At 42.3% G+C, this 26,935-nt stretch carries 25 protein-coding genes; 7 read left to right on the plus strand and 18 right to left on the minus strand.

Annotated features, from left to right (window positions below):
- Positions 1-11: 11 nt before the first annotated feature.
- The 14 genes from atpD to mnmE all read right to left on the minus strand — a co-directional run bounded on the left by atpD (position 12) and on the right by mnmE (position 13,839).
- Positions 12-1,397, minus strand: coding sequence for a F0F1 ATP synthase subunit beta (gene atpD / locus ABMY35_RS03120; protein ID WP_058031478.1), 1,386 nt, complete (start codon positions 1,395-1,397; stop codon positions 12-14).
- A gap of 32 nt (positions 1,398-1,429) precedes the next feature.
- Positions 1,430-2,290 (minus strand): F0F1 ATP synthase subunit gamma, encoded by an 861-nt coding sequence (gene atpG / locus ABMY35_RS03125; RefSeq protein WP_349284986.1) that lies wholly within the window; start codon positions 2,288-2,290, stop codon positions 1,430-1,432.
- Between the two features lie 57 nt (positions 2,291-2,347).
- A complete protein-coding gene (atpA, locus tag ABMY35_RS03130; protein ID WP_058031480.1) occupies positions 2,348-3,889 on the minus strand; it encodes a F0F1 ATP synthase subunit alpha in 1,542 nt (513 codons plus the stop codon).
- A gap of 14 nt (positions 3,890-3,903) precedes the next feature.
- Positions 3,904-4,437 carry a F0F1 ATP synthase subunit delta gene (gene atpH / locus ABMY35_RS03135; RefSeq protein WP_058031481.1) on the minus strand — a complete coding sequence of 178 codons (534 nt, stop codon included), beginning with the start codon at positions 4,435-4,437 and terminating at the stop codon, positions 3,904-3,906.
- 15 nt (positions 4,438-4,452) lie between these two features.
- On the minus strand, positions 4,453-4,923 hold the full coding sequence (gene atpF, locus ABMY35_RS03140; RefSeq protein ID WP_058031482.1) for a F0F1 ATP synthase subunit B: 471 nt from the start codon (positions 4,921-4,923) through the stop codon (positions 4,453-4,455).
- 41 nt (positions 4,924-4,964) lie between these two features.
- Positions 4,965-5,198 (minus strand): F0F1 ATP synthase subunit C, encoded by a 234-nt coding sequence (gene atpE, locus ABMY35_RS03145; RefSeq protein WP_349284987.1) that lies wholly within the window; start codon positions 5,196-5,198, stop codon positions 4,965-4,967.
- A gap of 56 nt (positions 5,199-5,254) precedes the next feature.
- The gene (gene atpB / locus ABMY35_RS03150) at positions 5,255-6,112 is read right to left on the minus strand and encodes a F0F1 ATP synthase subunit A (RefSeq protein ID WP_349284988.1); all 858 of its coding nucleotides are present in this window, start codon (positions 6,110-6,112) and stop codon (positions 5,255-5,257) included.
- A gap of 15 nt (positions 6,113-6,127) precedes the next feature.
- Complete coding sequence (locus ABMY35_RS03155; protein WP_130254907.1) at positions 6,128-6,508, minus strand: ATP synthase subunit I; 381 nt, start codon at positions 6,506-6,508, stop codon at positions 6,128-6,130.
- A 138-nt stretch (positions 6,509-6,646) separates the two neighbouring features.
- Positions 6,647-7,603 carry a ParB/RepB/Spo0J family partition protein gene (locus ABMY35_RS03160; RefSeq protein ID WP_349284989.1) on the minus strand — a complete coding sequence of 319 codons (957 nt, stop codon included), beginning with the start codon at positions 7,601-7,603 and terminating at the stop codon, positions 6,647-6,649.
- 14 nt (positions 7,604-7,617) lie between these two features.
- Complete coding sequence (locus ABMY35_RS03165) at positions 7,618-8,403, minus strand: ParA family protein (protein ID WP_058031487.1); 786 nt, start codon at positions 8,401-8,403, stop codon at positions 7,618-7,620.
- A 12-nt stretch (positions 8,404-8,415) separates the two neighbouring features.
- The gene (rsmG, locus tag ABMY35_RS03170; RefSeq protein WP_138483157.1) at positions 8,416-9,036 is read right to left on the minus strand and encodes a 16S rRNA (guanine(527)-N(7))-methyltransferase RsmG; all 621 of its coding nucleotides are present in this window, start codon (positions 9,034-9,036) and stop codon (positions 8,416-8,418) included.
- A gap of 16 nt (positions 9,037-9,052) precedes the next feature.
- On the minus strand, positions 9,053-10,942 hold the full coding sequence (mnmG, locus tag ABMY35_RS03175) for a tRNA uridine-5-carboxymethylaminomethyl(34) synthesis enzyme MnmG (protein WP_349284990.1): 1,890 nt from the start codon (positions 10,940-10,942) through the stop codon (positions 9,053-9,055).
- Positions 10,943-11,368: 426 nt separating this feature from the next.
- Positions 11,369-11,812, minus strand: coding sequence for an FMN-binding protein MioC (mioC, locus tag ABMY35_RS03180; protein WP_138568607.1), 444 nt, complete (start codon positions 11,810-11,812; stop codon positions 11,369-11,371).
- Between the two features lie 662 nt (positions 11,813-12,474).
- A complete protein-coding gene (mnmE, locus tag ABMY35_RS03185; RefSeq protein ID WP_349284991.1) occupies positions 12,475-13,839 on the minus strand; it encodes a tRNA uridine-5-carboxymethylaminomethyl(34) synthesis GTPase MnmE in 1,365 nt (454 codons plus the stop codon).
- A 272-nt stretch (positions 13,840-14,111) separates the two neighbouring features.
- Here mnmE and ABMY35_RS03190 point away from each other — a divergent pair, with 272 nt between their 5' ends.
- Positions 14,112-14,342, plus strand: coding sequence for a DUF1496 domain-containing protein (locus ABMY35_RS03190; RefSeq protein ID WP_349284992.1), 231 nt, complete (start codon positions 14,112-14,114; stop codon positions 14,340-14,342).
- Positions 14,343-14,507: 165 nt separating this feature from the next.
- Here ABMY35_RS03190 and yidC read toward each other — a convergent pair whose 3' ends face one another.
- From yidC to rpmH, 4 genes are all read right to left on the minus strand, one after another.
- Positions 14,508-16,151, minus strand: a complete 1,644-nt coding sequence (gene yidC, locus ABMY35_RS03195; RefSeq protein ID WP_138568609.1) for a membrane protein insertase YidC — start codon at positions 16,149-16,151, stop codon at positions 14,508-14,510.
- Positions 16,152-16,159: 8 nt separating this feature from the next.
- Positions 16,160-16,453 (minus strand): membrane protein insertion efficiency factor YidD, encoded by a 294-nt coding sequence (yidD, locus tag ABMY35_RS03200; protein ID WP_138633454.1) that lies wholly within the window; start codon positions 16,451-16,453, stop codon positions 16,160-16,162.
- A gap of 81 nt (positions 16,454-16,534) precedes the next feature.
- Positions 16,535-16,963, minus strand: coding sequence for a ribonuclease P protein component (gene rnpA / locus ABMY35_RS03205; RefSeq protein ID WP_349284993.1), 429 nt, complete (start codon positions 16,961-16,963; stop codon positions 16,535-16,537).
- Between the two features lie 6 nt (positions 16,964-16,969).
- Positions 16,970-17,104, minus strand: a complete 135-nt coding sequence (rpmH, locus tag ABMY35_RS03210) for a 50S ribosomal protein L34 (protein WP_045980711.1) — start codon at positions 17,102-17,104, stop codon at positions 16,970-16,972.
- 552 nt (positions 17,105-17,656) lie between these two features.
- On the opposite strand from rpmH, the gene dnaA reads away from it, so the two are divergent.
- The 6 genes from dnaA (at position 17,657) to glyS (ending at position 26,855) form a co-directional block, all read left to right on the plus strand.
- Positions 17,657-19,054, plus strand: a complete 1,398-nt coding sequence (dnaA, locus tag ABMY35_RS03215; protein ID WP_349284994.1) for a chromosomal replication initiator protein DnaA — start codon at positions 17,657-17,659, stop codon at positions 19,052-19,054.
- Positions 19,055-19,073: 19 nt separating this feature from the next.
- Positions 19,074-20,177: a DNA polymerase III subunit beta gene (dnaN, locus tag ABMY35_RS03220; RefSeq protein ID WP_058028280.1), complete on the plus strand. Its 1,104-nt coding sequence runs from the start codon at positions 19,074-19,076 to the stop codon at positions 20,175-20,177.
- 3 nt (positions 20,178-20,180) lie between these two features.
- Positions 20,181-21,266 carry a DNA replication/repair protein RecF gene (gene recF, locus ABMY35_RS03225; RefSeq protein WP_138568612.1) on the plus strand — a complete coding sequence of 362 codons (1,086 nt, stop codon included), beginning with the start codon at positions 20,181-20,183 and terminating at the stop codon, positions 21,264-21,266.
- Positions 21,267-21,281: 15 nt separating this feature from the next.
- The gene (gene gyrB, locus ABMY35_RS03230; RefSeq protein ID WP_349284995.1) at positions 21,282-23,705 is read left to right on the plus strand and encodes a DNA topoisomerase (ATP-hydrolyzing) subunit B; all 2,424 of its coding nucleotides are present in this window, start codon (positions 21,282-21,284) and stop codon (positions 23,703-23,705) included.
- A gap of 178 nt (positions 23,706-23,883) precedes the next feature.
- Positions 23,884-24,783 carry a glycine--tRNA ligase subunit alpha gene (gene glyQ / locus ABMY35_RS03235; RefSeq protein ID WP_138568614.1) on the plus strand — a complete coding sequence of 300 codons (900 nt, stop codon included), beginning with the start codon at positions 23,884-23,886 and terminating at the stop codon, positions 24,781-24,783.
- A 2-nt stretch (positions 24,784-24,785) separates the two neighbouring features.
- Positions 24,786-26,855 (plus strand): glycine--tRNA ligase subunit beta, encoded by a 2,070-nt coding sequence (gene glyS, locus ABMY35_RS03240; RefSeq protein WP_349284996.1) that lies wholly within the window; start codon positions 24,786-24,788, stop codon positions 26,853-26,855.
- Positions 26,856-26,935 lie beyond the last annotated feature (80 nt).

The raw sequence follows: 26,935 nt of genomic DNA on the forward strand, positions 1-26,935 counted from the left end.
ACCCTCCTAAATTACATGTTTTTGGCTTTTTCGATCGCTTCGTCGATTGAGCCAACCATGTAGAAAGCTTGCTCTGGCATGTCATCGTATTCACCGTTTAAGATGCCTTTGAAGCCAGAGATAGTGTCTTTCAGTGAAACGTATTTACCAGGTGCACCTGTGAATACCTCAGCAACGAAGAACGGCTGAGATAGGAAACGCTGGATTTTACGTGCGCGAGATACAACTTGCTTATCTTCGTCAGATAGCTCGTCCATACCTAGGATCGCGATGATGTCTTTCAGTTCTTTATAACGCTGAAGTACAGTCTGAACGCCACGTGCTGTGTCGTAGTGCTCGTTACCGATTACTTGAGGGTCAAGCTGACGTGAAGTTGAATCAAGTGGGTCTACCGCTGGGTAGATACCAAGTGATGCGATATCACGAGAAAGTACAACTGTTGCATCTAAGTGCGCGAACGTAGTAGCTGGTGATGGGTCAGTTAAGTCATCCGCAGGTACGTATACCGCTTGGATAGACGTGATTGAACCAGTCTTAGTAGACGCGATACGCTCCTGAAGTACACCCATTTCTTCAGCTAGTGTAGGCTGGTAACCTACCGCTGAAGGCATACGGCCTAGAAGTGCTGATACCTCAGTACCCGCTAGTGTGTAACGGTAGATGTTATCTACGAAGAAAAGTACGTCACGACCTTCGTCACGGAACTTCTCAGCCATAGTTAGACCCGTTAGTGCAACACGTAGACGGTTACCCGGTGGCTCGTTCATCTGACCGTATACTAGAGATACTTTGTCTAGTACGTTTGAATCGTTCATCTCATGGTAGAAATCGTTACCCTCACGAGTACGCTCACCAACACCTGCGAATACTGAGTAACCGCTGTGCTCGATTGCGATGTTACGGATAAGTTCCATCATGTTTACGGTTTTACCTACACCGGCACCACCGAATAGACCAACTTTACCACCTTTAGCGAATGGACATACAAGGTCGATTACCTTGATACCAGTCTCTAAAAGTTCTACTGAACTTGATTGATCTTCGTATGAAGGCGCAGCACGGTGAATTGACATACGCTCGTCTTCACCAATTGGACCTGCTTCATCGATTGGCTGACCAAGTACGTCCATGATACGACCTAGGGTCTTAGTACCAACTGGAACCTTGATTGGCTCGCCTGTGCCTTCTACTGAAGTACCACGACGTAAACCGTCAGTAGTACCAAGTGCGATACCACGTACCACACCGCCACCTAGCTGCTGTTGAACTTCTAAAGTCAAACCAGCTAAGTCGCCATCTGTAACTTTTAGTGCGTCATATACGGCTGGCACGTTGTCTTGTGGAAACTCGATGTCCACAACGGCGCCGATAATTTGGACGACCTTACCTAAACTCATGTCTATTCCTCTCGTTAAACTTTGCCGAAGCGTTATACAGCTGCCGAACCGCCTACAATCTCACTGATTTCTTGTGTGATTGCAGCCTGACGGGCTTTGTTATAAACAAGTTGCAGCTCATCCATTAGGTCGCCTGCGTTATCAGTTGCGGCTTTCATCGCAACCATACGGGCAGCCTGTTCAGAGGCAGCATTCTCAACTACACCTTGGTAAACCTGTGATTCAATGAAACGAACCAATAGCGTCTCTAGGATCGCTTCTGGGCTCGGCTCATATAGGTAATCCCAAGCGTGCGCTGATACTTCTTCTTCAGCTTTTGGCAAAGGTAATAACTGTTCGATCGTTGGCTCTTGCTTCATGGTATTTACGAATTTGTTGTATACCACGAACAAACGGTCAATTTTACCTTCAGCGAATGCGTCTAGCATTACTTTTACAGGACCAATTACATCCTGAATTGAAGGTGCATCTCCAAGACCCGCTTTCTTAGCGAGTAAATCACCGCCGAAACGTTGGAAAAAACCAGCAGCTTTGCTACCTAAAGTAGCGAATTCAGCTTCAACGCCTTTTTCTTTCCACGCCTGTACGTCTTGTGTGATTTTCTTAAACTCGTTTGAGTTTAAACCACCACATAGACCACGGTCTGTAGAGATAACAATATAACCAACTCGCTTCACATCGCGCTCTTCTAAGAACGGGTGCTGGAAGTCAAGATTTGCTTGAGCAACACGACCGATCACTTTGCGTAAGTTCTCAGCGTATGGACGGCTTGAAGCCACACGGTCTTGTGCTTTCTTCATTTTAGAAGCAGCAACCATTTCCATTGCGCTGGTGATCTTCTGAGTATTCTTGATACTCCCGATCTTGCTTTTAATCTCTTTTCCGCTGGCCATGACTCTCTCTCCGAATCAAGGTGAGTATTCTAAGAACACTCACCATCCATAACTAAATTACCAAGTTTGCGTTGCTTTGAACTTCTCTAGAAGTTCTTTAAGCTGCGCTTCGATCTCAGCGTTGTAGTTACCTGTTTCATTGATTTGAGCCATTAGCTCTGCGTAAGTGCTGTTTGCGAAACCGATTAGGCCTTCTTCGAAATCACCAATCTTGTTGATTTCGATGTCTTGTAGGAAACCTTTCTCAGCAGCAAATAGAGACAGAGACATTTCAGCAACAGACATTGGTGCGTATTGTTTCTGCTTCATTAGCTCTGTTACACGCTCACCGTGCTCAAGCTGTGCACGCGTTGCATCGTCAAGGTCAGAAGCGAACTGAGAGAACGCCGCTAGTTCACGGTACTGAGCTAGCGCTAGACGGATACCACCACCTAGTTTCTTAACGATTTTAGTTTGCGCTGCACCACCTACACGAGATACCGAGATACCAGCGTTAACAGCTGGACGGATACCTGCGTTGAATAAGTCAGTTTCTAGGAAGATCTGACCATCGGTGATTGAGATAACGTTGGTAGGTACGAATGCAGAAACGTCACCACCTTGAGTTTCAATGATTGGCAATGCCGTCAATGAACCTGTTTTACCTTTCACTTCACCGTTAGTGAACTTCTCAACGTAATCAGCGTTTACACGTGATGCACGCTCTAGAAGACGTGAGTGAAGGTAGAATACGTCACCTGGGTATGCTTCACGGCCTGGTGGACGCTTAAGTAGTAGTGAGATCTGACGGTAAGCAACAGCTTGCTTAGAAAGATCATCATATACGATTAGCGCGTCTTCACCGCGGTCACGGAAGTATTCACCCATAGTACAACCAGCAAATGGCGCTAGGAATTGTAGCGCTGCTGATTCAGAAGCAGATGCAACAACAACGATAGTGTTTTCAAGTGCACCGTGCTCTTCTAATTTACGTACTACGTTAGCAATAGTAGACGCTTTCTGACCAACCGCTACGTACACACACTTAACGCCTGTGTCTTTTTGGTTGATGATAGCATCGATTGCTAGAGCAGTTTTACCAGTCTGACGGTCACCGATTACTAGCTCACGCTGACCACGACCAACTGGGATCATCGCATCGATAGACTTATAACCAGTTTGTACTGGCTCGTCTACTGATTGACGCTCGATTACGCCTGGTGCGATTTTTTCAACTGGCTCGAAACCGTCGTTGTCTAGTGCACCTTTACCATCGATAGGCTGACCTAGTGTGTTAACAACACGACCAAGTAGACCACGACCAACTGGTACTTCTAAGATACGACCTGTAGATTGTACTTTTACGCCTTCTTTAAGGTCAGCGTAAGGACCCATTACTACTGCACCTACTGAGTCACGCTCAAGGTTTAGTGCGATAGCATAACGGTTGCCAGGAAGCTCGATCATCTCACCTTGCATACAGTCAGCTAGACCGTGGATGCGGATGATACCGTCAGTAACAGATACGATAGTACCTTCGTTACGTGCTTCACTAACAACTTCAAACTGTTCAATACGTTGTTTGATCAGTGCAGAAATTTCAGTGGAATTAAGTTGCATGCTCTTTTTCCCAATTACGATTGTAGCGATACCGCTAGGCGGTCCAACTTGCCTCGGACAGACCCGTCAATAACGGTGTCACCAGCTTTGATAACTAAACCGCCAACAACGGTTTCGTCGATGCTACAATTCAGCTTAACTTTGCGTGCGAAACGTTTTTCAAGTGCCGCGACCAGTTTGTCTTGCTGCTCAGCAGCAAGTTCAGTTGCAGAAACCACGTCTACGTCGATTTCTTTATCAAACTCTGCTTTAAATTCAGCAAAGATTTCAGCAACTGCTGGGATGGCGGCTAAACGTTCATTTTCGGCCATCAGCTTGATAAGATTTTGACCTTGTTCGTTGAGCTGTTCAGCACAAACTTTGATGAAAACATCAGCTTGTTCTGCAGCTGTTGGAATGCTAGCTAGTAATGAACTTGCTTGCTCATCGCTGGCCACTTGACCAGCGAAGAACAGCATTTCATTCCATGCTTCAACATTGCCTTTTTCAACGGCAAGTTCAAAAGCTGCTTTAGCGTATGGGCGAGCGATAGTAGTCAATTCAGACATGCTCAGACCCCCTACTTAAAGCTCAGCGACAAGTTTTTCAACGATGTCACTGTGTGCAGCTTGGTTAATCTCACGCTCTAAAATGCGCTCAGCACCAACTACAGAAAGCGTAGCAACTTGCTTGCGTAGCTCTTCTGAAACTCGGCTGCGCTCTGATTCAATTTCAGAGTGACCTTGAGCGATGATTTTTTCACGTTCTTGCTGACCACGCGTTGTCTCTTCGTCAACGATAAGCGCAGCACGCTTCTTAGCTTGTTCAACGATATCAGCTGCTTGAGCTTTCGCTTCTTTAAGCTGCTCAGCAGCTTGTTTACGCGCAACTTCAAGTTCTTGTTCAGCTTTATCAGTGGCAGCTAAGCCATCTTCAATCTTTTTCTGGCGAGCTTCAATTGCACCATTTAACGGTGGCCATACGTATTTCATACAAAAAAGTACGAAAACCGTAAATGCAATTAATTCACCTATTAGAGTGGCGTTTAAGTTCACAACCGCTCCTCCTTAAAATAGTAAGCTGTTCAAAAATAATATTAAAGTACGAACAACAATACCATTGCGATACCAACACCGATCATTGCTACAGCATCGATTAGACCAGCTAGGATGAACATTTTAACTTGTAGTGAAGGTGCAAGTTCAGGTTGACGAGCACATGCTTCTAGGAATTTACCACCCATGTTACCGAAGCCGATCGCAGTACCGATAGCACCAAAACCGATAAGTAGAGCAACAGCGATGAATTTTAAACCTTCTACTAGTTCCATTTTTTTCTCCAAAGTTTCTTAAAGTTAAAGTTAAAGTTAATAAAATCTATAAATAATTAGTGGTTATCTGAGCTAGCCATACTTAGGTAAACGATAGTCAGCATCATGAATACGAATGCTTGAAGTACGATTACTAAGATGTGGAACACTGCCCAAATGAAATGCAACGGAAGCTGCATAAGACCAACTGCGCCGATAAGGATGAAAATCAATTCACCAGCGTACAAGTTACCGAACAAACGCAGAGCTAGCGAGAATGGCTTAGCAACCAGCGCAATTGTTTCAAGTAATAAGTTACAAGGGATCAAGAAGATCATAGCAATCTTGTTGTTAGAGCTGAACGGGTGAAGCGTTAATTCAGCAATGAAACCACCAATACCTTTCATCTTGATTGAGTAACCGATCATCAGCAAGAACACACCAATAGCCAGAGCAGCTGTTAGGTTGATGTCAGTTGTTGGTACAATTTTCATGTACACATCGTGTGAATCCATACCAAATGCCGTTTCGCCAACGAAACCAGCAAATGCAGGTAAGAAGTCAACAGGAATAAGGTCCATCAGGTTCATTAAGAACACCCAAACAAAGATTGTTAGGGCTAATGGCGCAATTAGAGCACTTTTACCGTGATAAGTGTCGCGTACGTTGTCGCCAACGAACTCAACGATCATCTCGATGAAGCACTGAAACTTGCCAGGTACACCTGTGGTTGATTTTTTAGCGGCGCTACGGAAGATCCATAAGAAAATAAGACCTAAACCGATAGACCATGCGAGGGTATCCACGTGCCATGTCCAGAATCCACTGTCCGCACATGCTTTATTGAAGGCTAAACCGGCATCGGTTGAACACATCTTAGCATTGGTCAAGTGGTGCTGAATATGGCTCGATAGAGTCACTTCTTCTGCAGCCATGTTTTATCCCAAAAGTTAATGATTAAAAAAAATCGGTGAAAACCACTGTGCAAACATCACTAATATATAACAACAGAAAAATGGCAAAGCCATGACAGCAAAGTGCTTAAATATTAGTGCAAACAAGCAAATGGTAATCAAAAATTTTAATCCGTTGCCTCGTTTTATCGAGTCAAACACTTGTTCTGCTTTACTGGCGCCCATATATCTGAATGCATATAAAGCAAATACAAAATTAGGAAGTACCATAACTAGACCGCCAGCTAATGCTGAAGCGCCTGCTTGTACTCCCCAACCAACTAAAACTATTACTGCAGCGATTGTTGCTACGATACCCTGAAGTAAAACACCTTTTAATGCGGCACGCCTATATGGGCCTGCTAACGAATTTGTCACTTTTAATTTACCTTAATGACGCAAAAATTTATCAGGGTATGAAAACTGGCGAAATTATACTTATTTTTGGTGATTTTGCAACTTGCAGCGACGAAATGTGACACATTTTCAGCGCCACTTTCGTCTAATAATTATGCGTTAGGAAGGTTGTTGTAGATCTGGCTGAATTTGGCTAAGAATGCCATCTAATTCATCGAGATTTGCATAGGAGATGACTAGCTTTCCTTTGCCCTTTTGATTGTAATTAATCTCAACTTTCGCCCCTAAATTTTCTGCCAACTGTTGTTCTAACAATTTGACATCTGGGTCTTTTTCTTTTGCTTGTTTTTTATCCACAGGTTCGAGGATTGAACGCACTAATTTTTCTGTTTCACGAACTGTAAGCGCTTTTGCAACTGCTGTTCGTGCTGCTTCTGATTGCACTTCACCTGTTAGTGCAAGTAAGCAACGGGCATGACCCATTTCGATGTCACCATGCTCTAACAATTTTTTTACATCATCGTTGAGATTATTTAAACGCAGTAAATTGGTGACCGTAGTGCGAGATTTGCCAACCGCTTCTGCAACTTGCTGATGCGTTAATTCAAATTCGTTCAGTAAACGTTCGAGTGCAACCGCTTCTTCCATAGCATTTAGATCTTCACGCTGAATGTTCTCAATCAATGCAATGGCAACCGCCGCTTCATCGGCAACATCTTTAACTAAACATGGAATAACATCGAGTTGCGCTAACTGTGCAGCACGCCAACGGCGTTCACCTGCAATGATTTCGAACTTTTCATGGGCAATTTCACGCACGACAACCGGTTGCAGTACGCCCTGTGCACGAATTGAACTGGCAAGTTCTTCTAGCGCTTCTTCAGACATGTCTTTACGTGGTTGGTATTTGCCACGCTGAAGCCAGTCGATTGGTAAACGACGAAGTTCATTATCGGTTTGTGAAGTACTGGTTGTCGATGCAACTTCTTGCTCAGGTGCAGTGGCCGGTAATTCAGGTTCTGGTGCTGCTACTTCAACAGGCACAGCCGGAGCTGGTTTTGCTGAACTCAATAAGGCATCCAAGCCTCGACCTAAACCACGTTTTTTTACTGACATTTATTATTATCCTCTCACGCAACAGCAGCCGTTTGCTGCTCTTTACGTCTTAACATTTCACCGGCTAATGCTAAATATGCTTTTGCACCGCTTGATGCTCTATCGTAATACATGGCTGGCGCACCGAAACTTGGCGCTTCGGCTAAACGGACATTTCTTGGGATCACAGTACGGTATACTTTCTCGCCAAAGTGCTGTTTTAATTGTTCAGATACATCATTGGCAAGTCGATTACGCGGATCGTACATAGTGCGTAGAATGCCTTCAATCTGTAAGTTAGGGTTTACCAACTTAGCAAGCTGAGTGATGGTATCCATCAAGGCAGTTAGACCTTCTAATGCGTAATATTCACATTGCATAGGCACTAAAACAGAATCCGCTGCCGCCATGGCATTGACTGTCAGCATATTCAATGAAGGCGGACAATCAATAAAAATAAATTCATACTGATCTTGAACTGCCTCTAAGGCATTTCTTAATCGTACTTCTCGAGCGAATAATTCCATTAATTTAACTTCTGCTGCGGTAACATCACCGTTTGCAGCAATTAAATGATATTCGCCAGACGTTTCTTTACAAACCACGTCATTGATTGGTGTTTCTTCGATTAACAAATCGTAGATGGTGGCAACCTCGCCATACTTATCAACACCACTACCCATAGTGGCGTTACCTTGTGGGTCTAAATCGATAAGTAATACTTTGCGTTTGGTTGCGGCCATTGATGCGGCAAGGTTTACGGCGGTGGTTGTTTTACCCACGCCCCCTTTTTGGTTTGCGATTGCAATAACTTTTGCCACTTTACCCTCAACTTAGTCTTTTGACAGAATAATTAAATGTCGCTCAGCATCTAATTTAGGCACATCTAAACTAATATCTTGTTCGAACTTGGTACCCGTTGGCAGGTTTTCAAGTTCTTCATCAGGAAATTGCCCTTTCAAAGCAATAAATCGACCTGAGTCATCAATTAAATGCGAACACCACTGCACCATATCTTGTAATGATGCAAATGCACGGCTTAGTACCCCGTCTAATTTAACACTTGGCTGATATTCTTCAACTCGAGACTGTACTGGCGTGACATTATCTAACCCTAATGCATGTTTCACCTGCATTAAGAAGCGCACACGTTTGCCTAAACTATCCAGTAATACAAATTGGGTATCAGGTAAAGCAATAGCAAGTACAATGCCCGGTAAGCCTGGGCCTGTACCTACATCAATATAATGCTTGCCTGTTAAGTGAGGCGCTACCACTAAACTATCCATGATATGTTTCACCATCATTTCTTTAGGATCACGTACAGAAGTTAAGTTGTAGGCTTTATTCCATTTATCAAGCAATTCGACATAAGCAACCAGTTGTTGCTGTTGTTTGTCGCTTAGCACAATATCCGTTTGTGCTAATAAAGAAGTCAGTAATGGTTGTAACACAGTCTACCCTTGCGGCTTATGCTGACTTACGAAGTAAGCCCTGCTTTTTCAAATAGACTAATAATAGCGAAATCGCTGCTGGGGTGATACCAGAAATACGAGATGCTTGACCAATAGTTTGTGGTCTGGCGTCAGAAAGCTTGGCAACTACTTCATTCGATAAGCCACTTACTTGGCTATAGTCGTAATCAGCAGGAATTTGCGTTTCTTCATGACGCATCAATTTTTCGATTTCATCTTGCTGACGTGCAATATAACCGGCGTATTTGGTTTGGATCTCAACTTGCTCTAGAGCTTGCCAGTTGTCAGACTCAGATCCTAGACCCTCGATATTATATAGATCAGCTTGTGCTACTTCAGGACGTCTGATCAGATCTTCTAAACTTGCTTCGCGCGTTAATGGCTTTTTAAGCAGCGCATTAACTTGGTCAAGTGCAGGGTGATCTTTGTGGATCCAAGTACTGCGAACGCGCTGTGTTTCTTGTTCCATCACTTCGAGTTTTTCATTGAAAGCCGCCCAGCGCTCATCATCGACTAAGCCTAGTTCACGACCTTTCTCTGTTAGGCGAAGATCAGCATTGTCTTCACGAAGAAGAAGACGGTATTCAGCGCGGCTAGTGAACATACGGTACGGTTCTTTAGTACCCAATGTTGCAAGGTCGTCAATCAGTACACCTGTATAAGCTTGGTCTCGACGTGGTGTCCAAGCATCTTTGCCCTGTACTTGTAATGCCGCATTCATACCTGCGATCAAACCTTGTGCACCTGCTTCTTCATAACCAGTCGTGCCATTGATCTGACCGGCGAAGAATAGGCCATTAATAAATTTGGTTTCTAAAGATTGTTTTAAATCACGTGGATCAAAGAAGTCATATTCAATTGCATAGCCAGGGCGACAGATGTGCGCGTTTTCAAACCCTTTAATTGAACGAACAATATCGAGCTGAATATCAAACGGTAGACTTGTCGAAATACCATTCGGATAAAGTTCATAAGAAGTCAGGCCTTCAGGCTCAACAAAAATTTGGTGCTTTTCTTTATCTGCAAAACGAACCACTTTATCTTCAATAGATGGGCAATAGCGTGGACCTATACCTTCAATCACACCTGCGTACATTGGTGAGCGATGTAAATTATCACGGATCACATCATGGGTTTTTTCATTGGTATAAGTAATGTAACAAGGGATCTGTTGTGGGTGATCGCTTTGCTTACCCAAGAAAGAGAATACCGGTGTTGGTGTATCACCCGGTTGTTCTTGCATCACTGAGAAATCAACTGTACGGGCATCAATACGTGGTGGCGTACCCGTCTTAAGTCTATCAACTCTGAACGGCAGTTCTCTTAAGCGTTTTGCTAATGCAATAGAAGGTGGATCGCCGGCTCTACCGCCAGAGAAGTTTTCTAAACCAATATGAATCTGACCACCTAAGAATGTACCAACAGTTAATACAACCGTTTGCGCACTAAAGCGTAGACCCATTTGAGTCACTACGCCTTTAACTTGATCTTGTTCAACAATGAGATCATCACAAGACTGTTGGAAGATCTTCAAGTTTTCTTGGTTTTGCAAAATGTCTTGGATCGCTGCTTTATAAAGTGCGCGATCAGCTTGTGCGCGCGTTGCTCTAACTGCAGGACCTTTAGACGAGTTTAAAGTTCTAAATTGGATCCCGCCTTTGTCGATCGCTTTGGCCATTGCACCACCAAGTGCATCGATCTCTTTTACCAGATGTCCTTTTCCGATCCCGCCAATTGCTGGGTTACATGACATTTGGCCTAAAGTATCCATATTATGGGTTAACAATAGGGTATTCATGCCCATGCGTGCAGCCGCTAATGCAGCTTCAGTACCTGCATGACCGCCACCAACAACTATTACATCAAAATGTTCATGATAAATCATCTACGGGATCCTACTTAAAACAACCGGTGAATTTTGAAAGGATGCGTATTCTACCTAGAAAAACTCAGAAGTGAAACGCTTAAATATTAAACAACCTAGAAAATACGAAAATGTGATCACTAAATATATATAAGGATCTTTTTAAAGATCTTTTATTAGATCTTACTATTAGTGATCGTGAGATCTGTGTGTAACTCTAACTACATCTTTAAAAGCATAAACTTAGATCAGATCAATAGGTGTGAATTAGATCGGATCTTACTTGGTATAAGCGTTGATCAAATAGGTGTTTTATTCACAACCTCAGATCGGAAAATATTTATCCAAGGGATAAGTATGCGTAGATCAGCAGTTAGATCAAAGGTTATCCACAATCCGATCTTATATATGGGGATTTTGTGAATAACTTCTGTGTAAAAGATCTTTCTAATTATCTGCCAATTTCTCGATCAAGTTTGGCAACCAAGCCAAAGCGGTATCTTCTGGCAAGGCTTCATCAAGCACATTGATCTCTAATGGTGCTAATAAAGACTGTGATCCTTTACTTTTTAACAGTGCATCACAGTTCTTTGCTGCATAGTTATAGGTGTCGTAACTACTGTCGCCAATGCCGACAACTGCATGTTTGAGCTGTGATAAAGAAGATTGCGCTGTTATTTGCTCAATAAATGACAGTAAATTGTCTGGATAATCTCCAGCACCATAAGTAGAGGTTACCACCAGCCAGTTTGCCTGTTGGCAATCATCAAAGTTTGGTTGTTCATGTAACACGGTTTCGAAACCTTGATCTTCAAGGGCTTCTTGAAGTTGCTCAGCGACATACTCTGCTGATCCCATCTGGCTACCTACAATGATGTCGACTTGCGGCATTTTACTCATCCTATCTACTTTGAGGGGCTATCATAATGTGCCTGTGGAAGAAGTAAAGAGGGGATTTAAACTTGGGATAACTTTTAATGCCTATGAAATCAGCGTTTATCACTCAATATATTGATTTATAATAAAATAATAATTTATTCCTCGCTGTTTTTTAGTTGTTAATTTGTGGATAAACTGAGTGAAAGTTGCGTCTAGTTTATTTTCTTCGGTGAGTTGACGGGCTTAAAAAGATCTTCTTTTAGGTTTTTGTGTTGATATTTTAGCAATGTGGATAGGCTGCCTGTGTATAACTCGATCTTGTTTATTTTGCTACACTTACTTTTGGATCTAAAAAATAAGTTTATATAATTAAATGTTCTATAAATTCTGAAAATAGATCCGAATAAGGTGATCAAAGGTCTATTTATTGGTCTGATCAAAGTGCGCTTTGCAGGCTGATCGGCTCTGAGGTCTGTTTTTTCTCGAATGAGATCGCTTTTTGGTGACGTTTTTTGTCTGATTTTATCCAAGGATGCCTTAAAAGTTTGTAGGGTTGCAGCATAACGGTGGGAAGAATTTAAGGTTTTTAACTTAATTTGATGAAATAATGGGCTGGCTATTAGGGAAATGAGCGTCACAATAGGGGGGATGCGACGCTTGAAGTATGTATACCGTTACTTACCGATACAAAATGAGCTGAAGATCTTACCAAGTAGATCATCTGAGCTAAATTCACCGGTGATCTCATTTAAATGTTGCTGAGTGAGGCGCAATTCTTCAGCCAAGATCTCGCCAGCTACATGCATTTCTAGCTGCGTTTGTCCGATATCTAAATGCTCGGCGGCACGCTCTAAGGCGTCTAAATGACGACGTCTTGCCATAAATCCGCCTTCAGTGGCACCGGTAAAACCAATACATTCTTTGAGATGTTCACGCAGCAAATCGACACCTTCGGTGCTTTTAGCACTTAAGCGAAGTAGGGGATACTGACCCGCTTTATCGAGGTTTACCGCTTCATTTGAGAGATCGATTTTGTTGCGTACCACAGTCACTTTCATGCCATCAGGCAACTGCTGCATAAACTCAGGCCAGATCTGCATAGGGTCGGTCTCTGTGGTATCTGTGCCATCAACCATAAATAACACATGATCGGCTTGGCGAATTTCATCCCATGCGCGCTCAATACCGATTTGCTCCACTTTATCAGGGCTTTCGCGAAGACCTGCTGTATCAATGATATGTAGCGGCATACCATCAATGTGAATGTGCTCTCTCAGTACGTCTCGCGTGGTGCCAGCTATGTCTGTCACGATGGCTGCTTCTCGTCCTGCGAGGGCATTCAGTAGTGATGATTTACCCGCATTAGGGCGACCAGCAATCACCACGCGCATACCTTCACGCATAATGCTGCCTTGCTTCGCTTGCTGGCGCACTTCATCGAGTTGTGTGATGATGGCAGCTAAGTCACCAGCTACTTTACCATCAGATAGAAAATCGATTTCTTCATCTGGGAAGTCGATAGCTGCTTCAACATACATACGTAGGTGAATGACTTTCTCCACCAGCGTGTGAATGTGTTTTGAGAAATCACCTTGCAGCGAGTGTAGGGCACTTTTTGCTGCTTGCTCGCTGGTTGCATTGATCAAGTCTGCAATCGCTTCAGCTTGGGTTAAATCCATTTTATCGTTTAAGAAAGCACGCTCTGAGAACTCGCCAGGTTGCGCTAAACGCACGCCTTCAATTTGACAGATCTCTTTTAACAGCATATCTATTACAACAGGCCCACCGTGGCCTTGAAGCTCTAATACGTCTTCGCCTGTGAAAGAGTGTGGGTTATTGAAGAACAGGGCAATACCTTGGTCAAGTTGCGTACCAGCAAGGCTATTGAAAGAGAGGTATTCAGCATATCTAGGCTTAGGACATTTGCCTAAAATCTTTTCGGCTACGTGAGTAGATAAGCTACCCGAAACTCGGATGATGCCTACACCACCACGACCGGGCGCGGTGGCTTGTGCGACTATGGTGTCTTGATTAATCATGGATTCTTTTGCTGAGCAATACAATACTGCAATTGTACTCTAAAGCATCAGTATCAGCTAGATTGGCTGCTATTGATAACTGTTTTCAATTCAGGCTAATTTAAAAATCATACCCAAATTTAAATACTTATATTGAGTCGCGTTGTACTTGATGGAAAGATTGTCTTTGAGTATGTTTATTGACCTAATTTAGGTAATTCATTACCCTAATAAGCTCTACTTATGCATACTATGATTGAGCTAGGGTTTAATATAAATTAAAGGAGTATCAAATGAATAAGTGCGTTTTTGCTATGGTATTTTTAATACCTGTAATGTCTTTTGCTTCAGACCAAGATGTCTCTGAATCTAGCATTGACAAAGCACAGAAGGTTTATGATTCTACGCAGTTTTGTTATTACGCAGATAAAGAGTTTTCTGAAGGCGCAAGGCACTATATTGGTGATGTTGTTCAGCTTTGTACTAAGCGAGAAGACAACACCCTTTACTGGAAAACACTTTAATCTAGTTGCTAGAGAAATAGGTTTTACTATATCTAGTTAATGTTTGATGGTATTGATAGAAGCTTAGTTATATCTACTTAGCTCCATTAACTGCCTACAATATTACACCCAAATAAAAACGCCAGCTTCATAGCTGGCGTTTTTTTATTTTATGAGTACTCGCGATTAGTCGCGAACTTTGATCCCTTGTTTTTCCATACCACGATAGATGTAAAGCATCTGTGCAATGGTGATCAAGTTAGATACTAACCAGTAAAGTACTAGACCTGATGGGAATGGGAATAAGATGAAGAAGAACGTAAATACGATAGGCATGTACGTCATCATCTTTTGCTGCATAGGATCCGTCACTGTCATTGGTTGCAGCTTCTGCGTTAAGAACATACTTGCACCAAATAAGATTGGTAATACGTAGTATGGGTCTTTTGCTGATAGGTCTGTTAGCCAGAACATGAATTCAGCATGGCGTAATTCAGGAGACTCTAGGAATACATAGAATAGCGCTAAGAAAATAGGCATTTGCAGTAATAACGGCAAGCAACCACCCATAGGGTTTACTTTCTCTTTGCGGTAAAGCTCCATTGTAGCTTGACCCATCTTTTGACGGTCATCACCATAGCGCTCTTTTAATTGCATCATCTTAGGTTGAAGCGCACGCATCTTAGCCATAGACGTGTACTGCGCTTTAGTCAGTGGGTAAAGCGCCATCTTAACTAAAATAGTGATAGCGATGATTGCCACACCCCAGTTACCGATGAAGCTATAAAGTAGTTTTAGAAGTACAAGTAGTGGCTGAGAAATAAACCATAACCAACCGAAGTCTACTGCTAAATCTAGGTCTTCATGGATGGCTTCAAGTGCATCACCATCTTTTGGACCCATATAGAAAGTTGAGTTAATGTTGGTCGTGCTGTTTGCTTGTACATTTACCGCTTCGCCTTTAATACCTATGATACCTTGGTTATTACGCAGTAATGTATAAACCGTGTTGTTTACGGTTTGGTCTGGTACCCAAGCACTTAAGAAATAGTGCTGAATGAAAGCAATATAACCACCTTGCGTGTTTTTGCTTAAGTTCGCTTCAGCCATATCTTCGAAGCTATACTTTTCGTACGGCTCTTCAGAAGTACCATAGGTTGCGCCTAAGTAAGTTTGCTCAACCATGCTGCCTTTTGCTTGCACAGTGCGCTTAACTTGCGTGTAAAGCTGAACTTGGATTGGGTCAGCAGTGGTGTTGTTGACTGTGTATTCTAGTGCAACATCATACTTACCCGCTTTAAATACATAAGTTTTTGTGTACTGAACACCTTTGTTATCAACAAAAGTCAGTGGTACACGTAACTCATCGCCTGATAATTCATACGCTTTTTGTGGTGCGGTATAAACAGGACGACCTTCAGGATTTGCATCCGGACCATGTAAACCAATTAAACCGCTTTGTGAAATATACTGGCGGCCTTCAAATTCACCTAACAATAGGAAAGGAGTATCGCTGCCATGTGTTTCTGCGTGTTGTAATAACTTCGCTTCAACAACATCACCGCCTTTGGTGTCAATTTTTACATCTAGTACGTCAGTTTTAACTGTGATAACTGAACGAACTGCTTTAGTAACTGCGGCTGGTACATCGTTTTGAGTTGATGCTGGCACATCATCATCTTGCGCGATTGATGAAGAAGGTGCAGTGACTTGTTGTGTAGTGGCACTGGTATCGGCGTTCGCTTGAAGCTTTTCATTATTCCACTCTTGGAACAATAAAAACGACACAAGCAATAAACCGATAAATAAAAACGTGCGTTGTGATTCCATAACAGCTCTTATTTCTCGTGTTGGTGTTTAACTTTGTTGGACTTCTCAGGTACGGGGTCATCCCCACCTGCGCTTAAAGGGTGACATTTTAATATGCGTTTGAGCGCTAACCAACTCCCTTTTATCGATCCATGACAATTAATTGCCTGAATTGCATAACTGGAGCAAGTTGGATTAAAGCGACAGTGAGGACCAAGTAACGGACTAATAAAATTTTGATAGCCTTTAATTAGCACAATTAAAGCAAGTTTCGGCAGGCTTAATAGCCATGCAAAGGTCAACTTTTTTTTAGCTTGTGCCATGGTCACGCATTGAATGTTTAAAAGGTGAGCTAAAGATACCTTAAATAGGGGGGTAAAGCTATTCAGCAGAAGTTTAATACACTACTTTTGCTGAGTTTTAGCTGGTTTCTTACCTTTATAAGGACGCTTTTTGTAAGGTTTAGGTTTTGGTGCACTTGGCTTACAACGTTCATTTATTTTTAACCAAAGTTTATTAAGCTGTTTAGTTAGCTCTTCATTTGATTGTTCATCAACACCTGATTTAACCATCAAGACAATATCGATGTTATCAAGTTTATGTTGATTTAAACGAAAGCTCTCACGGGCAAGGCGTTTAATGCGGTTTCTTTGAACAGCCAGTTTACAACGTTTTTTAGCAACAGTGAGGCCTAGTCTTGGTTGACCAGCTTCATTTGGTTTAGCTAATAAAGTAAAGAAGGGTGTTGCTGCACGAGCAGGTTCATTGAAGATTCGGGAGTAGTGCGAGGGAGTTAACAGACGTAACTCCCTGCCAAAGCTAAAGCTTTCCACTAATGATTAAGCAGAAAGTACTTTACGACCTTTAGCACGACGACGTGCTAAAACTTTACGGCCGTTAGCAGAAGCCATACGTGCACGGAAACCGTGAGTACGCTTACGCTTTAATACGCTAGGTTGAAAAGTTCTTTTCATAACAATTCCATCCGATCGGTTAAGGTTAAAACATCCTATGCAGGTCGCGATCCTGGCACAGGTGCCATTGCGAGCGCGAGATATTAATGCCGAGGACGACGAAAGTCAATGATAATCTCATTTACAGGGCAAAATAGTTGTAAAAATAATCAACTTGATTCGCCCTATATAAAAGCGGCTGCATTATACCCGTGATCGAGATTAAAAGGATAGCAGATCTTAAAGGATCTGATCTTATTTGGGTTTTCCACAGGTCTTGGGGTCAATCTGAACAAAAGCTTGGGAAAACTTAATTTGATCGCAATTATCGCGTGTGATCTTGGTTGTTTTTTGTTATGATCTATTGCTCGGATCTAAAATAAAAAACCTTATAAAACATGTGTTTAATTATTTTTATTAACAAGATCCTAGTTTTTGCAAAAGTCAATATTGAAGTTGTGGATAAGATCAATTCATAATACCCGGCTTCCACTTATATTTTGTGATAATAATTAATCAATTCTCGTACTCTTTACGATGTACGGGAATAGTAACCCATTGGAGTTGTTCAGCGTGTATCTGTCTGTTTGGCAAAGTTGTTTATATGTGTTGCAAGATGAATTGCCATCTCAGCAATTTAGTATGTGGGTCAGGCCACTGCAAGCAGAGAGTACCGATGATACTTTGACCATTTATGCACCTAACCGCTTTGTTTTAGATTGGGTTAGAGAAAAATACCTCAATCGCATCAATGAGTTATTGGTTGAAATTTGTGGTGATGAAGCGCCAGAGTTGCGATTTGACGTTGGCACTCCTACGGCCGCTCAAGTAAATACTGCTGCAGAGCAGACTAATAATGTCTCACCTCAAGCGACTAGCAGCGAACAAGCTCAAGTAACAGCTCAGCCTGTTGCTGAACAAAAAGTAGAGCCTGCACCTAAATCTGGTTATAAATCTAATATTAAAGAAAACTATACGTTTGATAACTTCGTTGAAGGTAAATCAAACCAGTTAGCTAAAGCGGCTGCAACGCAAGTGGCCGATAACCCGGGTAATGCGTTTAACCCTGTCTTTATATATGGTGGTACAGGTTTAGGTAAAACTCACCTTTTACACGCGGTGGGTAATGGCATCATGGAAAAGAAAAAAGATGCCAAAATTGTCTACATGCACTCTGAGCGTTTTGTTCAAGATATGGTAAAAGCATTACAAAATAATGCCATTGAAGAGTTTAAGCGTTATTACCGCAGCGTTGACGCTTTGATGATCGATGACATTCAATTCTTCGCAAACAAAGAGCGTTCGCAAGAAGAATTTTTCCATACCTTTAATGCTTTATTAGAAGGTAACCAGCAAATTATTTTAACCTCTGACCGTTACCCAAAAGAGATTGAAGGGGTCGAAGACAGATTAAAATCTCGTTTTGGTTGGGGGTTAACCATTGCCATTGAGCCACCCGAACTTGAAACGCGTGTGGCAATCCTGATGAAGAAAGCACAGCAAAGTAATATTAATTTACCGCATGAAGTGGCCTTCTTTATTGCTAAAAAATTACGTTCAAATGTACGTGAACTAGAAGGGGCGCTTAACCGTGTGATTGCAAATGCAAACTTCACAGGTCGTCCAATTTCTATCGATTTCGTAAAAGAAGCACTGCGTGACTTATTAGCATTGCAAGATAAACTGGTTACGATCGATAACATTCAACGTACTGTTGCCGAGTACTATCGTATTCGCGTTTCTGATCTATTATCTAAACGTCGTAGTCGTTCGGTTGCAAGACCAAGACAAGTGGCGATGGCGTTATCTAAAGAATTAACAAACCACAGTTTACCTGAAATTGGTGATGCATTCGGTGGCCGAGATCACACCACCGTGTTACATGCTTGCCGTAAGGTAAAATCACTTCGTGATGAAAGTCATGAGGTAAAAGAAGATTATCAAAATTTAATTAGAACATTGTCGTCTTAATTTTCGGGCTTAATTTATTATGCAAATTACAATTTCAAGAGAGCAATTTTTAAAGCCGTTAATGCAGGTTTCTGGTGCCATTGAGCGCAAACACACGCTACCTATTCTTTCTAATGTATTGTTAGAAATCAAAGACGGTGTGTTGGCGATGACGGGGACTGATTTAGAGATTGAACTGGTTGCAAGTTCGCACCTTGAAAATCCAGCAGAAGACGCCAAACTGACTTTGCCGGCTAAGAAACTACTCGATATTTGTAAAAGCTTACCTGATGGTTCTGAACTCACTTTTTCGATGCAAGAACATCAAGTACTTCTAACCAGTGGAAAAAGTCGCTTTTCATTAACGACGTTAGCTGCTGAAGACTTTCCAAACCTCGAACAGTGGGATGGTGAAGTTGAATTCAAGACGACCCGTTTAGAGTTAAGACGTCTACTAGAAAGCACGCATTTCTCAATGGCGAACCAAGATGTGCGTTATTATTTAAATGGTATGTCATTTGAAGTGGATAACAGTGAAATTAAAACCGTTGCCACTGATGGTCACCGTTTAGCAATTGCGGCTCAGCCATTATCTGAATCTTTAAATACTCAGCGTCAGTTAATTATTCCAAGAAAGGGTGTGCAAGAAATTATGCGCCTTTTACCTGCTGACGATGAACTAATCACAATTCAGTTTGGTGCGAACCATGTGCGCCTAATTGATGGTGAATTTACTTTCACCAGTAAATTAGTTGATGGTCGTTTTCCTGATTATCGTCGTGTTCTACCACGAGGTGGCGATAAATTAGTAACTGCAAATCGCGAGTGGTTACGTAGTGCATTCCAACGTGTTTCTATTTTATCGAATGAGAAGTTCCGTGGTGTTCGCCTTAATTTATCAAGTGGATTATTGAAGATCACAGCAAACAACCCTGAACAAGAACAAGCAGAAGAAGTGGTTGAAGTGGGTTATCAAGGCGATGACTTAGAAATTGGCTTTAACGTTTCTTATGTTTTAGACGTACTTAATACTCTAAAAACTGAAGATGTTCAGTTCACTTTATCTGACTCAAACTCAAGTGCATTAATTGAGGGCGTAAGCCAAGATGATGCAATGTATGTTGTGATGCCAATGCGTCTATAGTTTATGAGCTTGAATCATATTAGCCTCAATCATTTTCGAAATATTGAGGCTTTATCTTTTCAGCCAAGCGCAGACATTAATATTATCTATGGTGCGAATGGCAGTGGAAAAACAAGTCTTCTCGAAGCCATCTATTTTCTTTCTCACGGTAAATCTTTTCGTACTAACAAGCAGAAGCTCCTTATTCACTACGAACAAGACGCTTGTATTGTTCATGCTAAAAAACAACACCTTAACTTGTCTATACCTGTAGGTATTAGTAAAAATAAGCAGGGTGAAACACAGCTTAAAATACAAGGTCAAGCGAGTAGAAAAATCTCGGAGTTGGCGCAACTTTTACCAGTGCAAGTTATTACACCTGAAAGCTACGAGTTGTTTTTTGGTGGCCCTAAAGAGCGTAGAAGGTTTTTAGATTTAGGTGTGTTCCACGTGGAACAATCTTTTTTTAATGCCTGGCGTCAGTTCAATAAAATTCTGAAGCAACGCAATGCACTCCTTAAATCCCGTCCACATAATTACGCCGAGCAAATCAAATTCTGGGACGTTGAATTCGTTAAGGTGGCTGATCAAATAAATATCGCAAGAAAAGCCTATATAGAGAGGTTTAATGCGTATTTTTTTGATAAAATAGTGGGTCAAATACCTATATTTTCTGGCCTAGAATTACGTTATGATGCTGGTTGGAAAGAAGACTTAGCTAGCACGTTAAAAGCGAACTTTGAACGTGATGTTAAGCTTGGCTATACAAGTAAAGGACCACATAAAGCTGATTTTAGCTTTTATATAAATGGTCATAGTATAGAAAATATTTTTTCTCGGGGTCAGTTAAAACTGTTGTTGTATGCGTTAAAGATTACGCAAAACACCTTAATTGAGACCGAAACAAAAAAGCAGTCAATTTTGCTTATCGATGACTTACCCTCAGAGCTAGGAGAAGAAACGATGACTAGTGTGGCTGAATTATTAAAATTATGTCAGTCACAGCTATTTATTACGGCTATTACTGCTGAAAGTATTTCTGCTGTTGTGGAACCAATACAAAGAGAAAAGAAAATGTTCCACGTGAAACATGGCAGTTTAACAACATAAAATTGGAAGAAACCCATGTCTGAAAATTACGATTCGTCCAGTATTAAAGTACTGAAAGGATTGGATGCGGTAAGAAAGCGTCCGGGAATGTATATAGGGGATACAGATGATGGCACTGGTCTTCATCATATGGTATTCGAAGTAGTAGATAACTCTATCGATGAAGCATTAGCTGGCTATTGTGATGATATCTTCGTAACTATTCATACTGACGGCTCTGTATCAGTTCGAGATAATGGACGTGGTATTCCTACCTCTATTCACCCTGAAGAAGGTGTATCTGCTGCCGAAGTTATCATGACGGTTCTCCATGCCGGTGGTAAATTCGATGATAACTCATATAAAGTATCAGGTGGTCTTCACGGTGTAGGTGTTTCAGTAGTAAACGCGCTATCTGAAAAGTTGCAACTTACAATCCGTCGTGAAGGTAAACTTCATCAGCAAAAATATACGATGGGTGTACCAGATGCACCGTTAGCTGAGATTGGTGAATCTGAAACTACAGGTACTGAGTTACGCTTCTGGCCAAGTGCTGAAACTTTTTCTGATACAAATTTCCACTACGATATTCTTGCGAAACGTCTTCGTGAACTTTCATTCCTTAACTCTGGTGTAAGTATTATCCTGACCGATGAGCGTGAAGAGAATAAGCAAGACCACTTCAAATATGAAGGTGGTATTCAAGCTTTCGTCGAATATCTAAACCGTAAGAAAACACCTGTACATCAGAATGTATTCAACTTCACTTCTGATCGTGAAGATGGCATTAGTGTTGAAGTATCAATGCAGTGGAATGACGGTTTCCAAGAAAACATCTATTGTTTCACGAACAATATTCCTCAGCGTGACGGTGGTACTCACTTAGCGGGTTTCCGCGCTGCACTGACTCGTACGCTGAACAACTACATGGAAAAGGAAGGCTTTAACAAGAAAGCTAAAACAGCAAGTAACGCGACAGGTGATGATGCGCGTGAAGGCTTAACAGCTGTTGTAAGTGTTAAAGTACCAGATCCAAAGTTCTCTTCTCAGACCAAAGATAAACTTGTTTCAAGTGAAGTTAAGTCAGCTGTTGAGCAAGCCATGGCTGAAAAACTTAACGAGTATCTACTAGAAAACCCGAATGATGCGAAGACGGTTGTAAATAAGATCATTGATGCTGCTCGTGCACGTGAAGCAGCGCGTAAAGCGCGTGAAATGACTCGCCGTAAAGGCGCAATGGATTTAGCGGGCTTACCAGGTAAGCTGGCTGATTGCCAAGAAAAAGACCCAGCACTTTCTGAACTATATATAGTGGAGGGTGACTCGGCGGGTGGTTCTGCGAAGCAAGGTCGTAACCGTAAGAACCAAGCAATCCTGCCGCTGAAAGGTAAAATTCTGAACGTAGAGAAAGCACGCTTTGATAAGATGCTATCTTCTCAAGAAGTTGCAACGCTTATTACTGCACTTGGTTGTGGTATTGGCCGTGACGAATACAACCCAGAAAAGCTGCGTTATCACCGTATCATCATCATGACCGATGCTGACGTCGATGGTTCGCACATTCGTACGTTACTATTGACCTTCTTCTACCGTCAGATGCCAGAAATCATTGAACGTGGTTATGTGTATATTGCTCAGCCGCCACTTTATAAAGTGAAGAAAGGTAAACAAGAGCAGTACATTAAAGATGAAAATGCGCTTACTGGCTACTTGCTAGAGTTAGCATTAAATGGTGCTGCGTTATATCCAGCGGAAGGTGCTGCTGCAATTGAAGGCAATGCACTAGCAAATATCGTTTATGATTATCAGAAAACGGTAGAAGTGTTAGAGCGATTAAATCGTAAATACCCTGCATCAGTAACGAATCGTTTAATCTATCAACCTGAGATCACAGAAGCTGATCTATCTGATAAAGATAAAGTAACTAGCTGGACAGAACGTTTAGTCGCTGACCTTGTAGAAAAAGATGAAGATGCAACTATCTTTAATACTGAAGTAGCGTACGACGAAGAGCGTCATATGTACTACCCAGTGGTTAAGATCCGTCAGCACGGTGTTGATAAAGCTTATACACTAGACTACAACTTCATTACGTCTAAAGATTATGTACGTATCGCAAACACAGGTAAGCAAATGGCGAACTTGATGGAAGAGAGCGGTTACGTGCAACGTGGTGAGAAGACGCACCCAGTTACTGACTTTGTATCAGGTCTTGATTGGTTGGTGAGTGAATCTAAGCGTGGCTTGTATACACAACGCTATAAAGGATTGGGTGAAATGAACCCAGACCAGCTTTGGGAAACAACGATGGATCCAGGCGCACGTCGCATGCTTCAGGTAACTATTGAAGATGCCATTGCCGCTGACCAATTGTTTGCGACACTAATGGGTGACCAAGTTGAACCTCGTCGTGAGTTCATCGAAAGCAATGCATTACGTGTTGTGAACTTAGACGTTTAATCGAGTTCTAAAATAATATTTAAAAAGGCGGGTTTTCCCGCCTTTTTTTATGTTTGATGCTTAAAACCCTGCACAGCACGCGGTATACTGAGCATAATTTTCAATCACAAAACCCTGCGCTAATAGCCACTCTGTGAGCTCCACTATGCGCAATGAGCCAAATTAAATTAAGCCAACTATGCAAAAATACGATTTAAAAACCTTTCAAGGCTTGATCCTGGCACTACAGGATTACTGGGCACAGCAAGGCTGTGTGATCGCTCAGCCACTTGATATGGAAGTAGGCGCGGGTACATTCCACCCTCTGACATTCTTAAAATCAATTGGCCCAGAGCCAATGTCGAGTGCTTATGTGCAACCGTGTCGTCGCCCTACAGATGGCCGCTACGGTGAGAACCCAAACCGTCTTCAACATTACTACCAATTCCAAGTTGTGTTAAAGCCATCTCCAGATAATATTCAAGAGTTGTACTTAGGCTCTCTAGCTGCGATGGGCATCGATACGTTAACGCATGAAGTTCGTTTCGTAGAAGACAACTGGGAATCACCAACACTAGGTGCTTGGGGTCTTGGTTGGGAAGTGTGGTTAAATGGTATGGAGGTGACTCAGTTCACCTACTTCCAACAGGTGGGCGGCTTAGAATGCGCACCGGTAACTGGCGAAATTACTTACGGTCTAGAGCGTCTTGCTATGTATATACAAGGTGTAGACAGCATTTATGACTTAGTATGGACTGATGGCCCAATGGGTAAAGTCACGTACGGTGATGTATTCCATCAGAATGAAGTTGAGCAGTCGACTTATAACTTTGAGCACGCGGATGTTGATGCTTTATTTGCACAGTTTGATCAGTGTGAGAAAGAAAGTGAAAAACTTATTGCAGCAGGTTTACCACTGCCAGCATATGAGCAGGTGATGAAAGCATCTCATGCCTTTAACCTATTAGATGCCCGTCATGCTATCTCAGTAACAGAGCGTCAACGTTATATCCTTCGTGTACGCGCATTATCTAAAGCTTGTGCGCAGGCATATTATGAAGCGCGTGAAGCGCTTGGTTTCCCGCTTTGTAAGGACTGATCATGAAAACTGAAAATTTATTAGTAGAAATTGGTACCGAAGAGTTACCACCAAAATCACTGCGCAAACTAGCGACGGCTTTTGCAGACAACCTAACGGAAGAGTTGAAAGCATTAGAGTTATCTTTTGAGAGCATAAATTGGTATGCATCACCACGTCGTTTAGGTTTACAGGTTTCAGCGCTTGCGACTGAACAGCAAGATAAAGTTGTAGAAAAGCGTGGCCCTGCGACTAAGGCTGCCTACGATGCTGACGGCAATCCAACTAAAGCGGCGATGGGTTGGGCGCGTGGTTGTGGTATCGAAGTGAGCGAAGCTGAGACGCTAGAAACAGAAAAGGGCGCTTGGTTACTTCACCGTGCGACAGTAAAAGGTCAAGCGGCTACAGAGCTACTTGCTGATGCAATTAACAAAGCGCTGGCTAAATTACCTATTCCAAAACCTATGCGTTGGGGTTCGAATAAAACACAATTTATTCGTCCTGTGCATACTGTGGCTGCACTGCTAGGTAGTACACAAGTACAAGGTGAAGTGCTGGGTAAACCGATAAGTAATGAACTGCAAGGTCACCGTTTCCATCATCCAGCACGTGTAACTGTCAACCACGCTGATGAGGTATTCGAAACGCTTAAATCAGCTTATGTTGTTGCAGACTACGAAGCGCGTAAAGCACAAATTCGTGCGCAGATCGAAGAAGCTGCTGCGGCAGTTGACGCGGTTGTGGCTATGGATGAAGACCTACTTGAAGAAGTGACTTCACTCGTTGAGTGGCCGGTTACACTAACAGCGTCATTCGAAGAAGAGTTCTTAGCTGTACCTGACGAAGCACTTATCTATACTATGAAGGACGACCAGAAGTACTTCCCGCTATTAGACAAAGCAGGCAACTTAATTAATAAGTTCCTATTCGTGTCTAACATAGAAAGTAAAGATCCAAGTGTGGTTATCTCAGGTAACGAAAAAGTGGTTCGTCCTCGTTTAGCTGATGCACAATTCTTCTTTGAAACAGATAAAAAGAAAACTCTTGAAAGCCGCCTAGAATCTTTAGGTAGCGTATTATTCCAAAAGCAGCTTGGTACTTTAAAAGACAAATCAGAGCGCATTGCGGCATTAGCTGGTTATATCGCTGAGCAAGTTGGCGCAGACAAGGCATTAGCCGAGCGTGCAGGTCTATTAAGTAAAACAGACCTAATGACTGAAATGGTGATGGAGTTCACTGACGTACAAGGTGTAATGGGTATGCATTACGCACGTATTGACGGTGAGGCGGAAGAAGTTGCGCTAGCACAAAACGAGCAATATATGCCGCGTTTTGCTGGTGATAATTTACCATCAAATCCTATCAGCTATGCTGTTGCATTGGCAGATAAGTTCGACACGCTAGTGGGTATCTTTGGTATTGGTCAAGCACCAAAAGGTGACAAAGACCCGTTTGCACTTCGTCGCGCAGCCATCGGTGCACTTCGTATCATGGTTGAGAAAGAGCTTAAGTTAGATATCCATAACATTGTTGCTAAGTCTCAGGAATTATTTGCTGACAAGCTAAACAATGACAATGTGGCTGAAGACGTATTCGAATTTATGCTAGGCCGTTTCCGTGCTTGGTATCAAGATGAAGGTATCAGTGTTGATGTGATCCAAGCAGTATTAGCACGTCGTCCATCTTCACCAGCTGATTTCGACCGTCGTGTTAAAGCGGTAAGTCACTTCCGTACATTGGCTGAAGCTGAAAGCTTGGCTGCAGCGAATAAGCGTGTAAACAATATTCTAGCTAAGAATAATGTGACTAGCGATGCTGCAGTAGACAACGCTTTATTAGCCGAAGACGCAGAGAAAATGCTAGCTGCACAAGTTGCTGAGCTAACTGAAGCGCTTGCTCCAGTGTATGCTGCAGGTGATTATCAAGGTGCATTAACGCAACTGGCAAGCCTACGCGAAGCGGTAGATAACTTCTTCGATAACGTGATGGTAATGGCTGACGATGAAGCGGTGAAGAATAACCGTTTAGCGCTGCTGAGTCAGTTAAGTCGCTTGTTCTTAAATACAGCGGATATCTCGGTCCTTCAGAATTAATCTGTTTGATTGAGAGCGTGTCAAAAGCCAACCTCAGCGGTTGGCTTTTTGTCATTTAGTGTTAGAGGGTTATAAATTCT

It is taken from the genome of Pseudoalteromonas sp. BZB3 (assembly GCF_040104455.1).
GTDB lineage: Bacteria > Pseudomonadota > Gammaproteobacteria > Enterobacterales > Alteromonadaceae > Pseudoalteromonas.